The sequence below is a fragment of the Stenotrophomonas sp. P5_B8 genome, assembly GCF_054049855.1.
On sequence record NZ_JBFULO010000081.1, the window covers coordinates 1 to 12,610 of the forward strand.

Below are 12,610 nucleotides of genomic sequence, written 5' to 3' on the forward strand. Positions count from 1 at the left end.
GCTGCTGCCGCCGCACCGGCCGCCGCGCCGCGCGCGCCGGCGCCCCAGCTGGTCAGCGGCCTGCCGGACTTCACCAACCTGGTCGAACAGGTCGGCCCCGGCGTGGTCAACGTCGAAACCACCATCGTGCGCAGCAACCGCCAGGCCCGTGGCATGGGCCCGGGCGGCGACGATGAGATGCCCGAATTCTTCCGCCGCTTCTTCGGCCCCGATTTCCAGATGCCGGGGCAGGGCCCCGGTGGCCAGGACGACAGCCCGCGCATCCAGGGCCGCGGCATGGGCTCGGGTTTCATCATCTCCGCCGACGGCTATGTGCTGACCAACTACCACGTGGTCGCCGACGCCAGCGAGGTGAAGGTCAAGCTCGGCGACCGACGCGAGTTCACCGCCAAGGTGATCGGCAGCGACCAGCAGTACGACGTGGCCCTGCTCAAGATCGACGGCAAGAACCTGCCGACCGTGCGCGTCGGCGATTCCAATACGCTCAAGCCGGGCCAGTGGGTGGTCGCGATCGGCTCGCCGTTCGGCCTGGACCACTCGGTCACCGCCGGCGTGGTCAGCGCGGTCGGGCGCAGCACCGGCGGCGCGGACCAGCGCTACGTGCCATTCATCCAGACCGACGTGGCCATCAACCAGGGCAACTCGGGCGGTCCGCTGCTCAATACCCGCGGCGAAGTGGTCGGCATCAATTCGCAGATCTTCTCCGCCTCCGGCGGTTACATGGGCATCAGCTTCGCGATCCCGATCGACCTGGCCATGGGCGCGRTCGAGCAGATCAAGAAGACCGGCCGGGTGACCCGTGGCCAGCTGGGCGCCGCGGTCGGCCCGATCGACGGGCTCAAGGCACAGGGTCTGGGCTTGTCCGACAGTCGTGGCGCGCTGGTCAACGAAGTGGTCGCGGGCAGCGCGGCGCTCAAGGCCGGTATCGAGCCGGGTGATGTGATTCGTTCGGTCAATGGCAGCCCCATCAACACCTTCAGTGATCTTCCCCCCGCCATCGGCGCACTGCCGCCGGGTTCCAAGGTGCGGCTGGGCGTGGTGCGCGATGGCAAGGAGCGTGAGCTGACCGCCACGCTGACCGCCCAGGCCGAAGACGCCGAGGCAGGCAGCCCGCGTGCAGCCGCTGCCCCGGATGCGGCCCCGCAGACGGGCAGCAATGCCCTGCTCGGGCTGGAAGTGGCCGATATGACGGCCCCGCAGCGCAAGCAGCTGGGCCTGGAGGCCGGCGAGGGCGTGCGCATCACCCGGGTCAACGGCCAATCGGCGCGTGATGCACAGTTGTCGCCGGGGTTGGTGATCCTGCAGGTCGGCCGTACGCCGGTCGGCAGCGTGGCGGCGCTGGACAAGGCGCTGGCCGGTTACAAGAAGGGCGATGTGGTCATGCTGCTGGTTCGTGCCAACGGCAACAGCGCCTTCGTGGCGGTCAAGGCCGGGCAGTAAATTCCCGCCACCACTGCGTTTCCGGGCCCGCTTCGGCGGGTCCGGTCGTTTTGGGAGCCCATTCACGCCAATCGCCGCAATGGCCCACGCGGGAGCGGGCCGGCCATGCGATAATCCGCAGTCATCCTGACGACGCGACGCGCCGCCGCCACCTATGTCTTCTGATTCGATGCGGTTCATCCGCAACTTCTCCATCATCGCCCACGTCGACCACGGCAAGTCCACGCTGGCCGATCGCATCATCCAGCTTTGCGGCGGCCTCCAGGCCCGTGAAATGGAGGCGCAGGTGCTCGACTCGAACCCGATCGAGCGCGAGCGTGGCATCACCATCAAGGCCCAGTCGGTCTCCCTGCCGTATGTCGCCAAAGACGGCCAGACCTACCACCTGAACTTCATCGACACCCCCGGGCACGTCGACTTCTCCTATGAAGTCAGCCGCTCGCTGGCCGCCTGCGAAGGCGCGCTGCTGGTGGTCGATGCGGCCCAGGGCGTGGAAGCGCAGTCGGTGGCCAACTGCTACACGGCGGTCGAGCAGGGGCTGGAAGTGGTGCCGGTGATCAACAAGATCGACCTGCCCACCGCCGACATCGATCGGGCCAAGGCCGAGATCGAGGCGGTGATCGGCATCGATGCCACCGACGCGGTGGCGATCAGCGCCAAGACCGGCCTGAACGTGGTGGACGTGCTGGAGGCGATCGTGCAGCGCATTCCGCCGCCGGTGCCGCGTGATACCGACAAGCTGCAGGCGCTGATCATCGACTCGTGGTTCGACAACTACCTGGGCGTGGTCTCGCTGGTGCGCGTGATGCAGGGTCAGATCAAGGCCGGCGACAAGCTGCAGGTGATGTCCACCGGCCGCAATCACCAGGTCGAGAACGTTGGCGTGTTCACCCCCAAGCGCAAGGTGCTGCCGACGCTCGGTGCCGGTGAAGTGGGCTGGGTGACGGCGAGCATCAAGGACGTGCACGGCGCGCCAGTCGGCGACACCCTGACCCTGGCCGCCGATCCGGCGTCCACGCCGCTGCCGGGCTTCCAGGAAATGCAGCCGCGCGTGTTCGCCGGCCTGTTCCCGGTCGATGCCGAAGACTACCCGGACCTGCGCGAAGCGCTGGACAAGCTGCGCCTGAACGATGCCGCGCTGCGCTTCGAGCCGGAAAGCTCCGAGGCGATGGGCTTCGGCTTCCGCTGCGGGTTCCTGGGCATGCTGCACATGGAAATCGTGCAGGAGCGCCTGGAGCGCGAGTACAACCTGGACCTGATCAGCACCGCGCCGACCGTGGTCTATGAAGTGCTCAAGACCGACGGCACCATCATCAACATGGACAACCCGGCCAAGCTGCCGCCGGTGAACATGGTCGATGAGATCCGCGAGCCGATCATCCGCGCCAACGTGCTCACGCCCGAAGAGTACATCGGCAACATCATCAAGCTGTGCGAAGAAAAGCGCGGCAGCCAGATCGGCATCAACTACCTGGGCAGCCAGGTGCAGATCAGCTATGAGCTGCCGATGGCCGAAGTGGTGCTGGATTTCTTCGACAAGCTGAAGTCGGTCAGCCGTGGCTATGCCTCGCTGGACTATCACTTCGTGCGCTTCGACGCCGGCCCGTTCGTCCGCGTGGACGTGCTGATCAACGGCGACAAGGTCGACGCGCTGTCGCTGATCGTGCACCGCAGCCATGCCGACCGCCGCGGCCGCGAGCTGTGCGAAAAGATGAAGGAACTGATCCCGCGGCAGCAGTTCGACGTGGCCATCCAGGCGGCTGTCGGCTCGCAGATCATCTCCCGCACCACGGTCAAGGCCATGCGCAAGAACGTGCTGGCCAAGTGCTATGGTGGCGACGTTTCGCGCAAGAAGAAGTTGCTCGAGAAGCAGAAGGAAGGCAAGAAGCGCATGAAGCAGGTCGGCCGCGTGGAGATCCCGCAGGAAGCCTTCCYGGCCGTGCTGCAGATGGACAAGTAAGGCCGGATGGCTTTCCCGGCGGCGGCAGACGGCACCGTACGGTGTCGCCCGGCGCGAGGGGAACCACCCCCCGCACCGCTGCAATCGTTCCCAAGGACACTGCATGAAATTGTTTGAGATTCTCCTGGTCGTACTGACGTTGGCCTCGGGCCTGATCCTGCTCGGCGAGAAGCTCTACTTCGCCAAGCGCCGCGCCCAGCGCGCCGGCCTGCTGGACACCGAGCCGGTGATGGTCGACTACGCCCGGGCGTTCTTCCCGGTGCTGGCGATCGTGCTGGTGGTGCGCAGCTTCATCGCCGAACCGTACAAGATCCCGTCCAGCTCGATGATGCCCAACCTGCTGATCGGCGATTTCATCCTGGTCAACAAGTTCTCCTACGGCCTGCGCCTGCCGTTGAACAACGCCAAGATCGTGCCGCTGGGTGAGCCCAAGCGCGGCGACGTGGTGGTGTTCCACTTCCCGGGCCATTCGGACACCGACCCGGCCAAGGGCGAGAATTTCATCAAGCGGGTGATCGGTATTCCGGGCGACCAGATCGTGTTCCAGGGCAATGGCCTGATCCTCAATGGCGAGCCGCTCAAGTACGACAACAAGGGCCTGTACGCCGGCCATCGCGGCCAGGGCGAGGGCAGCTCGCTGCTGGTCGAGCACCTGCCGGGCCGTACCCATACCGTGCTGGAAACCGACTATCCGCGTGGCGAAGGCCAGTGGACCGTACCGGCGGGCAAGTACCTGGTGATGGGCGACAATCGCGACAACAGCGATGACGGCCGTTTCTGGGGTCTGCTGCCGGAGGAAAATCTGCGCGGCAAGGCCTTCCTGATCTGGCTGAACTGCTCGGGTTGGTTCTGCAAGGACGGTTTCGAGCCCTCGCGGATCGGCTCGAGCATCAATTGATCCATCACACAAGCGTATCTGGGGAGAACGCAATGAAGACGATGAACACGCAGCGTGGCATGACCCTGACCTCGTTCCTCGTGGTCCTGATCGTGGTCGGTTTCGGCCTGTATATCGGCATGAAGCTGTTCCCGATGTACCAGGAGTACTACGCGGTCCGCTCGGCACTCAAGAGCCTGGCCAAGGAGCCGRGTGTCGGCAACATGGAGCCGGCGCGCGTGCAGGATATGTTCTTCAAGCGGTTGTACATCAGCTATTCGGAAAACGTGAAGCCGGCCAATGTGAAGTTCGACCGGATCAGTGGTGGCTGGAACATGAAGGTCAACTACGAGGTCCGCCGTGAACTGCTCGGCAACCTCGATGTGGTTGGCAAATTTGATACGAACCAGGAACTGACCCTCAACGGTGTCGACTAAGACTTTCCAACGCGGTGACCCCATCGGCCACCCCTTCCAGGATCCGGGCCTGCTCCAGCAGGCCCTGACGCATCGCAGTGCCGGCACGCCCAACAATGAGCGGCTGGAGTTCCTCGGCGACAGCATCGTCAACATGATGGTGGCCCAGGCGCTGTATCAGCGCTGGCCCAAGGCCGACGAGGGCGCRCTGACCCGTGCCCGCGCCGAGCTGGTGCGCGAAGGCGCGCTGGCGGTGATCGCCCGCACCCTGGAGCTGGGCGACCGGCTCATCCTGGGGCCGGGTGAGATGAAGACCGGCGGGCACCGCCGCGACTCGATCCTGGCCGATGCGCTCGAGGCGGTGGTGGCCGCGATCTACCTGGACGCTGGCTTCCATGCGTGCCAGAGCGTCGTGCTGCCCTGGTTCGGTCCCTCGATGGATACGCTGCCGGCCACCGGCAAGCCCGAAAAAGACCCCAAGACCCGCCTGCAGGAATGGTTGCAGGCCCGGCAGAAGACATTGCCGCTCTATGAGCTGCTGTCAGAGTCGGGTGATGATCATGCCAAGACCTTCCGGGTACGCTGCGGCGTAGCCGATCCCGCTGTCAGCACCGAAGGCGAAGGTGCCTCGCGACGGCTGGCCGAACAACAGGCGGCTGCGGCCGCCCTCGAGCAACTGGATTCCAAGTGAGCGAAGCAATCCCCCATCGTTGCGGCAGCGTGGCGGTCATCGGCCGTCCCAATGTCGGTAAATCCACCCTGACCAACGCCCTGGTGGGCGCCAAGGTCAGCATCGTTTCCAACCGCCCGCAGACCACGCGGCACCGGCTGCTCGGCATTGCCAGCTACCCGGAAGGGCAGCTGGTGCTGGTGGACACCCCCGGCCTGCACCGTGTTCAGAAGCGCGCGATGAACCGGGTGATGAACCGCGCCGCGCGTGGCTCGCTGGAAGGCGTGGACGCGGGCATGCTGGTGATCGAAGCCGGTCGCTGGGACGAGGAAGACACCCTGGCTTTCAACGTCCTCAGCGACTCGGGCATCCCGGTGGTGCTGGTGGTCAACAAGGTCGACAGGCTGAAGGACAAGGCCGCGCTGCTGCCGTTCCTGCAGCAGGTCACCGAAGGCCGCAACTTCGCCGCCGTGCACCCGATTTCGGCGCAGAAGCGCAACGGGCTGGAAGCGCTGGTGCGCGACCTGCTCAAGCTGCTGCCCGAAGCCCCGCCGATGTTTGGCGAGGATGAGATCACCGACCGCAGCCAGCGCTTCCTGGCCGGCGAGCTGGTCCGCGAGCAGCTGATGCGCCAGCTCGGCGAAGAGCTGCCGTATGCCACCACGGTGGAGATCGAGCRCTTCGTCGAAGACGGCAACCTGCTGCGCATCGGTGCGGTGATCTGGGTCGAACGCGAAGGCCAGAAGGCCATCGTGATCGGCAAGGGCGGCACCCGCCTGAAGGACATCGGCGCCAAGTCGCGCATGCAGATGGAGCGGTTGTTCGACGCCAAGGTGTTCCTGGAGACCTGGGTGCGCGTGCGTGAGGGCTGGTCCGACGACGAAGCCGCGCTGAAGGCCTTCGGCTACGAATAAGCCGGGCAGGCGTGCCGTCCGAGGACGGCCGCCGGCCTGCCACCCGCCTGCCGTTGACGGCTGAGCCATGCGCATCGACGACGAACCTGCTTTCGTGCTGCATGCCCGGGCCTGGCGTGAGACCAGCCTGCTGGTGGAAGTACTGACCGAGCAGCATGGCCGGCTCGGGTTGCTCGCGCGCGGCGTGAGCAGCCCGCGCAGCCAGGCGCTGCGCGCCGCCCTACAGCCGCTGCAATGGATCCGTTTCAGCGCGGTGCAGCGCGGCGAACTGGCCCAGCTGCGGGGCGCTGAGGCGCTCGACGCGGCGCCTCGGCTCGGCGGCGAGACGATGCTGGCCGGCTTCTACATCAATGAACTGATCATGCGCCTGGCACCCCGCCAGGACCCGCTGCCCGAGTTGTACGACCATTACGGCCTGGTGCGCCAACGGCTGYGCGACGGTGAACCGCTGGCCTGGACCCTGCGCCGGTTCGAGCGCGACCTGCTGGAAGCGCTCGGTTTCGGGTTCGATCTGGCCCACGGCAGTGAGGGCGAACCGGTCGATCCGGCCGCCCGCTACGAACTGGACCCGCAGGAGGGACCGCGCCGGCTGCTCAGCGAACGCGGCACCGACCCACGCCGGGGCACGGCCACCGGCAGTGCACTGCTCGCGCTCGCCGACGACCGCCAGCCGGGGCCTGACGACCTGGCCAGCCTGCGCCGCGGCATGCGCGCGGTGCTGTTGCACCATCTGGGCTGGCGCGGACTCAAGTCCTGGGAAATGCTCGAAGACCTGGCGCGTCGCCGCTAGGCGAGCGGTCCGGGCACGCCACCGTGCCCAACAGAACATCACCCGCTCCGGGCAGAGCCGGACCAAGCCCGGCTGCGCGCGCTCCCGGCATAGCCGGACCATGCCCGACTAGGCGCGCTCCCGGCAGAGCCGGACCAAGCCCGCTACGTGCGCTCCCGGCAGAGCCGGACCAAGCCCGGCTGCGCGCGCTCCTGGTAGAGCCGGGCCATGCCCGGCTGCCTTGGCCTCTGCCTCGGCCTCAATGCAGCAACGATTCCACTGCCGCCTGGAATCGCGTATGCGCACCACTGGACTGCGGCGCCTGGTGCAGTTGGCGCACCGCGCGCGCCAGCCGTGCGGCGCCGACAAACCCACAGCTGGCCTGGAGCCGGTGCAGTTGCCCGTGCAGCGCGCGCGCATCCTGCTGCAGCAGGGCCTGGGCGACCGCGTCACGGACCCCCGGCAGCTCGGCCAAGAACAGCTCGCGCAGCGCGATCAGGTGATGGCGTTGCCCATTCAGCGCGGCCAGGGCGGTGATTTCGTCCCAGTCCTCGCGCTCGGCGTCCGCGCCGGTGCCCAGTGCCGAGGGCGCGCTGCCGGGGCTGTTGACCAGGGCGCGCCGCACCGCCTTGAGCAGCTGCTCGCCACTGAGCGGCTTGACCAAGGTCTCGCTGAAGCCGGCATCGCGCAGCCGCGCGTGGATGCTGGTGTCGCCATCGGCGGTATGCGCCAGCGCTGGGGTGTCCGGGCGTGACAGGCGCAGGGCCTGCAACAGCTCGGTGCCGTTGCCATCGGGCAGGTTGACGTCGATCAGCCACAGGTCGTGCTGGCCGCTGCGAGCCCGATCCATGGCCGTGGCCAACGAATCGGCGGTGTCCACCTCGGCGGGAAGGGCTTCCAGCGCGGCCTTGAAGAAGCCGCGGCTGATGGTGTCGTCCTCGACGAGCAGGAATCGGGGCATGGGATCCCGCGGGGTCATCTGCATTTGTGGCTGCCTCCATGTCAGCTATGCGCCATATTAAACATGCGCACGCGCGCTGCAAGCGGTTACAGGGGTGCTTTTGGCAGTCCGAGCTGCGTATCTGCGACAATACGCACCCTTTTTGCCCGCAGCCTGTTGCCACGTGGCCCGAACCCGCTCCCGCCTCGACCGTACGCCGTTCCAGACCGACATCCTCGACCTCAGCCACGATGGCCGTGGCGTGGCCCGCCGCGAAGGCGAGGGCAGCAAGGTCACCTTCATCACCGGCGCGCTGCCGGGTGAAGTGGTGAGCGCTGAACCGACCGCCCGCAACCGCCATTTCGACGAAGCGCGCACCCTGGACGTGTTGCAGCCCTCGCCGCAGCGGGTGACGCCGCGCTGTCCGCATTTCGGCGTCTGCGCCGGTTGCGTGCTGCAGCATCTGGAGGAGTCGCAGCAGATCGTGGCCAAGCAGCGGGTGCTGATGGACAACCTGACCCGGATCGGCCACGTCACCCCCGGCACGGTGTTGCCGCCGCTGGTCGGTGACAGCTGGGGCTACCGCCGCAAGGGCCGGTTCTCGGTGCGTCGGGTCGAGAAGAAGGACAAGACCCTGGTCGGCTTCCGCGAGCAGGATCCGCGCTTTGTGGCCGACCTGTCGCAGTGCCTGACCGTGATCCCGGAGATCGGCAGCAAGGTCGGGGTGATGGCCGCGTTCATCGAAACCCTCGATGGCAAGCGCGATATCCCGCAGATCGAATTCATCGCCGGCGATGACGCGATCATGTTGACCATCCGCCACATGCAGCCGCTCACCGATGCCGACCGTGCGGCCTGGACCGCCTTCGGGCAGGAACATGGCTTTGCCATTTCGCTACAGCCCGGTGGCGTGGAATCGGTGCACCCGCTGTGGCCGGCGGAGGTGCCGCTGTCGTTCAAGCTGGCGCCGTGGGATGTCGAGCTGGCGTTCCGCCCGCTGGACTTCATCCAGGTCAACGCCAAGCTCAACGTGAAGATGATCGCGCTGGCCCTGGAACTGCTTGACGCGGGCCCGGACGAGCGCGTGCTCGATCTGTTCTGCGGGCTGGGCAACTTCACCCTGCCGCTGGCGCGCACGGTGCGCGAAGTGGTCGGCGTGGAGGGCGAGGCCGGGCTGGTGGCGCGCGCGAAGGAAAATGCGGCGCGCAACGGCCTGGACAACGCGCAGTTCTTTGCCGCCGACCTCACCCAGGACCAGCGGCAGACGCCGTGGATGCGCCAGGGCTTCGACAAGCTGCTGCTGGATCCGCCGCGTTCGGGTGCCATTGAAGTGCTGCAGCAGCTGCCGTTGAAGCAGTTCAAGCGCATCGTCTACGTCAGCTGCCATCCCGGTTCGCTGGCCCGCGATGCCGGCTACCTGGTCAACGAGCAGGGCTTCACACTGGTCAGCGCCGGTGCGATGGACATGTTTCCCCACACCGCGCACGTGGAGAGCATCGCGGTGTTCGAGAAGCGCTGAGCGCTGACCGCAGGCCGGCGACCGGTACGGTCGCCCTCGTCACCGCGGGTGGACGCCTGCTGATGAGTCAACCGTCGTCACCGCGGGTGGACGCATGCCGACCAGGCAACCGACGCACCGCTGGTAGGCGCACGCCGGGACCGGTCCCGGCGGCGGCGCGGATGCCGGCAGGGTCGGACCCGAGTCGACGGGCGGCGCTGCGACCGCGTCCGGGAACGCATGCCCCTGATCGAGGGCAACGGTGGGCTGCATGCGCGGGGATGCCGGGCCTTCGCTGGGAACCTGCCATCGTCGCGCTGAGGCCTGCCATTGGCAGTCGACTGGCGTCGCCCCTGCCGAGGCGATACGCGGTGCGGCGCTGGCGACCTCGCGTCAGCCCCAGCGTCGCCTACCGATCGGCATTGAGAGGAGCGTTCTGCCACTGCCCCTGTGCATCGAACACATACGTCTGCGGCTCGGTGCCGCGCTCGGTGCCATCGCCTGCGGTGACCTCGCAGGTGATCTCCGCCGCGTAGGTGCTGCGCAGCTCGCAGTCCTGAATCGCCCGGACCTGCAGCCGCTTCTGGGAGGCCCGCATCTCCCCGCGCGCCGTGGCATCCGTGATGCTGTCCATGCGCTCGTCGAGTCGTTCGCTGAGCAGCGCACGGGCGCGTTCGCGCGGAGGAACCGGCGCCGGCACATCTGCTTTTTCCAACGCCCAGCCCATGCCCTGCGGAACCAGGCGCAGCATGCGGTAGCGGGTCCTGATGCCGATCTCCATGCCGACCAGGCACTCGTACGCGCCGCTTACGTCAGCGCTGGCGAAACACGGCCCGTGCTCGAACCCGCGCGGGGTGAACATCGCGTGCAGCACCAGATCCTGGGTGGAGGCGGCCGGCTTCTTCTCCGCGTCGATCATCGCCAGGATCGACGCCTCGATCTGCGCGTGGGTCGGCGGCGTGGCAGCCACGGCGCTCAGCGGCAGCAGCGACAGCAACGAGGAGGCGAGCAGGTGGTTCATCGGGCGTCCTTGCAGGGCAGCCAAACAGTATAGAAGCACGCCTCGGCCGCGTCCCCACGATCGCGCATACTGTGCACATGGGCATTGAAATCGAACGCAAATACCTCGTCACCGGCGATGGCTGGCGCGCCGCCGCGCACGCGGTGATCCCGATGGCGCAGGGCTATCTCAACGACACCGCCTCGCTGGAGCGCGGCGCGCAGAAGGCCTCGGTGCGCGTGCGCATCCAGGGTGAGCAGGCCTTCCTCAACATGAAGTCGCGCGAAATCGGGCACACCCGCCAGGAGTTCGACTACCCGATCCCGGTGGCGGATGCGCGCGCGTTGCTGGCGCTGTGCGTGGGCGGGCTGATCGACAAGCGGCGGCACCTGGTGCATCACGGCGGCCTGGTCTGGGAGGTGGACGAGTTCCTCGGGGACAACGCCGGGCTGGTGGTGGCCGAAGTCGAGCTGGAACACGCCGACCAGGCCATCGACCTGCCCGCGTGGGCCGGCACCGAGGTTACCGACCACGTCCGCTACTACAATCTGGCGCTGGCCGCGCACCCGTTCTCGCGCTGGTCGGCTGCTGAACGGGGCTGAGCCCCATCTTGCAATCGCCCCGGGCGGCCCACAGTCTGGTCGGATGAAAATCGATATCTGGTCCGACGTGGTATGCCCCTGGTGCTGGATCGGCAAGCACCGTTTCCAGCAGGGCCTGGCCCTGCTGGGTGACGACGCCCCGCAGGTGGAGGTGCACTGGCATCCGTTCCTGCTCGATCCCGATGCGGGCGTCACCCCGGTGCCGCTGCGGCAGGCCTACGCCGCCAAGTTCGGCAGTGCCGAGCGCACCGAACAGATCCTGTCCCAGACCCAGACCGCCGCGCGCGCCGAGGGCCTGCCGATGGACTTCGACCAGGGCCAGGTGCGGGTGACCACGCTGCCGGCGCACCGCGTGCTGTGGCTGGCCGGGCGTGAAGGCGTGCAGGGCCCGGTGGGCGAGGCGCTGTTCCGTGCCCATTTCGTCGAAGGCCGCAACCTGGCCGACCCGCAGACACTGATCGACGCCGCCGCCGCAGGCGGCATCCAGGCCGAGCGGGTGACCGCGCTGCTGGCCGGCGAGGAGGGGCTTGAGGAGATCCAGGCCCAGCTCACCCAGGCCCAGGCCATGGGCATCCAGTCGGTGCCTACCTTCGTGGTCAATGATCGCTATGCCATCCAGGGCGCCCAGCCGCCGGAGGCCTTCGCGCAGGCACTGCGCGAGATCGCCGCGGCGACGCCCGATGCCGCCGGTCCGGCCGACGGGGCCCACTGCGGCCCGGACGGCTGCGCCTAGGTGAATATGCGGCGACCGGCAGTCGTGGCCTAGCGCGCGCGGGTTCTGCGACAATGCGGCAGTGCGCCATCATGGCGCCCCGTATTGGAGATCGACCATGCTCGTGATCGGCGTTGCCGGGACCGAACTCACTGCCCAGGAGCGCGATTGGCTGCAGCACGACGCCGTGGCCGGCGTCATCCTGTTCAAGCGCAATTTCGCCTCGCGCCAGCAGGTCGCCGAGCTGTCCGCAGCGATCCGCGCCGCCGCACCGCGCCCGCAACTGATCTGCGTGGACCAGGAAGGCGGACGCGTGCAGCGCTTCCGCGAGGGCTACAGCGCGCTGCCGCCGTTGCAGGGTTTCGATGCCCTGTACCGGCAGGACCCGCAGGCCGCCCTGGCGCTGGCCACCCAGCACGCCTGGCTGATGGCCAGCGAAGTACGCGCCAGTGGCGTGGACCTGAGCTTCGCCCCGGTGGTCGACCTGGGCCGCGGCAACCTCGCCATCGGCGACCGCGCCTTCAGCGCCGATCCGCAGGTGGTGGCCGCCTTCACCCGCGCCTACATCGAGGGCATGCACAGCGTCGGCATGGCCGCCACCCTGAAGCACTTCCCCGGCCATGGCACGGTCCGCGAAGACACCCATGTCGATGATGCCTCCGACCCGCGCACGCTGGACGCACTGCGTGCACTGGACCTGGTGCCGTTCGCGGCCGGCATCGACGCCGGCGCCGATGCGGTGATGATGGCCCACGTGGTCTACCCGCAGATTGCGCCGGAACCGGCCGGCTACTCGCCGCGCTGGATCCAGC

General features: G+C 67.7%; 13 protein-coding genes. 11 read left to right on the forward strand and 2 right to left on the reverse strand.

Going from position 1 to position 12,610, the window contains the following annotated elements; genetic code table 11:
- From ACXJKH_RS06805 to recO, 7 genes are all read left to right on the forward strand, one after another.
- Positions 1-1,440, forward strand: a 1,440-nt coding sequence (locus tag ACXJKH_RS06805) for a DegQ family serine endoprotease (RefSeq protein WP_457318864.1), incomplete at its 5' end; no start/stop codon positions are given.
- Between the two features lie 169 nt (positions 1,441-1,609).
- Positions 1,610-3,400, forward strand: a complete 1,791-nt coding sequence (gene lepA / locus ACXJKH_RS06810) for a translation elongation factor 4 (protein WP_457318874.1) — start codon at positions 1,610-1,612, stop codon at positions 3,398-3,400.
- Positions 3,401-3,503: 103 nt separating this feature from the next.
- Positions 3,504-4,298: a signal peptidase I gene (gene lepB / locus ACXJKH_RS06815; RefSeq protein ID WP_256775840.1), complete on the forward strand. Its 795-nt coding sequence runs from the start codon at positions 3,504-3,506 to the stop codon at positions 4,296-4,298.
- A 32-nt stretch (positions 4,299-4,330) separates the two neighbouring features.
- The gene (locus ACXJKH_RS06820) at positions 4,331-4,714 is read left to right on the forward strand and encodes a DUF4845 domain-containing protein (RefSeq protein WP_457318865.1); all 384 of its coding nucleotides are present in this window, start codon (positions 4,331-4,333) and stop codon (positions 4,712-4,714) included.
- On the forward strand, positions 4,704-5,384 hold the full coding sequence (gene rnc, locus ACXJKH_RS06825) for a ribonuclease III (RefSeq protein ID WP_256775842.1): 681 nt from the start codon (positions 4,704-4,706) through the stop codon (positions 5,382-5,384). The genes ACXJKH_RS06820 and rnc overlap by 11 nt, the downstream gene beginning before the upstream one ends.
- Entirely contained in the window at positions 5,381-6,277 is an 897-nt protein-coding gene (gene era / locus ACXJKH_RS06830) for a GTPase Era (protein ID WP_457318866.1), read from the forward strand. Before rnc ends, era begins: the two co-directional genes overlap by 4 nt.
- Before the next feature lie 67 nt (positions 6,278-6,344).
- The gene (recO, locus tag ACXJKH_RS06835) at positions 6,345-7,067 is read left to right on the forward strand and encodes a DNA repair protein RecO (protein ID WP_457318867.1); all 723 of its coding nucleotides are present in this window, start codon (positions 6,345-6,347) and stop codon (positions 7,065-7,067) included.
- 238 nt (positions 7,068-7,305) lie between these two features.
- On the opposite strand, the gene ACXJKH_RS06840 is transcribed toward recO, so the two are convergent.
- On the reverse strand, positions 7,306-8,031 hold the full coding sequence (locus tag ACXJKH_RS06840; protein ID WP_457318868.1) for an Hpt domain-containing response regulator: 726 nt from the start codon (positions 8,029-8,031) through the stop codon (positions 7,306-7,308).
- A 139-nt stretch (positions 8,032-8,170) separates the two neighbouring features.
- Here ACXJKH_RS06840 and rlmD point away from each other — a divergent pair, with 139 nt between their 5' ends.
- Positions 8,171-9,505 (forward strand): 23S rRNA (uracil(1939)-C(5))-methyltransferase RlmD, encoded by a 1,335-nt coding sequence (rlmD, locus tag ACXJKH_RS06845; protein ID WP_457318869.1) that lies wholly within the window; start codon positions 8,171-8,173, stop codon positions 9,503-9,505.
- A 388-nt stretch (positions 9,506-9,893) separates the two neighbouring features.
- Here the strand turns inward: rlmD and ACXJKH_RS06850 are convergent, their stop codons facing one another.
- Complete coding sequence (locus tag ACXJKH_RS06850) at positions 9,894-10,505, reverse strand: hypothetical protein (protein ID WP_457318870.1); 612 nt, start codon at positions 10,503-10,505, stop codon at positions 9,894-9,896.
- 77 nt (positions 10,506-10,582) lie between these two features.
- On the opposite strand from ACXJKH_RS06850, the gene ACXJKH_RS06855 reads away from it, so the two are divergent.
- The 3 genes from ACXJKH_RS06855 to nagZ all read left to right on the forward strand — a co-directional run.
- Positions 10,583-11,086, forward strand: a complete 504-nt coding sequence (locus tag ACXJKH_RS06855) for a CYTH domain-containing protein (RefSeq protein ID WP_457318871.1) — start codon at positions 10,583-10,585, stop codon at positions 11,084-11,086.
- A 43-nt stretch (positions 11,087-11,129) separates the two neighbouring features.
- Positions 11,130-11,819 (forward strand): DsbA family oxidoreductase, encoded by a 690-nt coding sequence (locus ACXJKH_RS06860; protein WP_457318872.1) that lies wholly within the window; start codon positions 11,130-11,132, stop codon positions 11,817-11,819.
- 97 nt (positions 11,820-11,916) lie between these two features.
- The coding region (gene nagZ / locus ACXJKH_RS06865; protein ID WP_457318873.1) for a beta-N-acetylhexosaminidase at positions 11,917-12,610 on the forward strand (694 nt) is incomplete at its 3' end.

Excerpts from the sequence above, each read along its gene's own strand:
- ACXJKH_RS06855 (WP_457318871.1), top strand. The coding sequence starts at position 10,583 with ATGGGCATTGAAATCGAACGCAAATACCTCGTCACCGGCGATGGCTGG.
- ACXJKH_RS06840 (WP_457318868.1), bottom strand. The coding sequence starts at position 8,031 with ATGCAGATGACCCCGCGGGATCCCATGCCCCGATTCCTGCTCGTCGAG.
- lepB (WP_256775840.1), top strand. The coding sequence starts at position 3,504 with ATGAAATTGTTTGAGATTCTCCTGGTCGTACTGACGTTGGCCTCGGGC.
- ACXJKH_RS06860 (WP_457318872.1), top strand. The coding sequence starts at position 11,130 with ATGAAAATCGATATCTGGTCCGACGTGGTATGCCCCTGGTGCTGGATC.
- ACXJKH_RS06850 (WP_457318870.1), bottom strand. The coding sequence starts at position 10,505 with ATGAACCACCTGCTCGCCTCCTCGTTGCTGTCGCTGCTGCCGCTGAGC.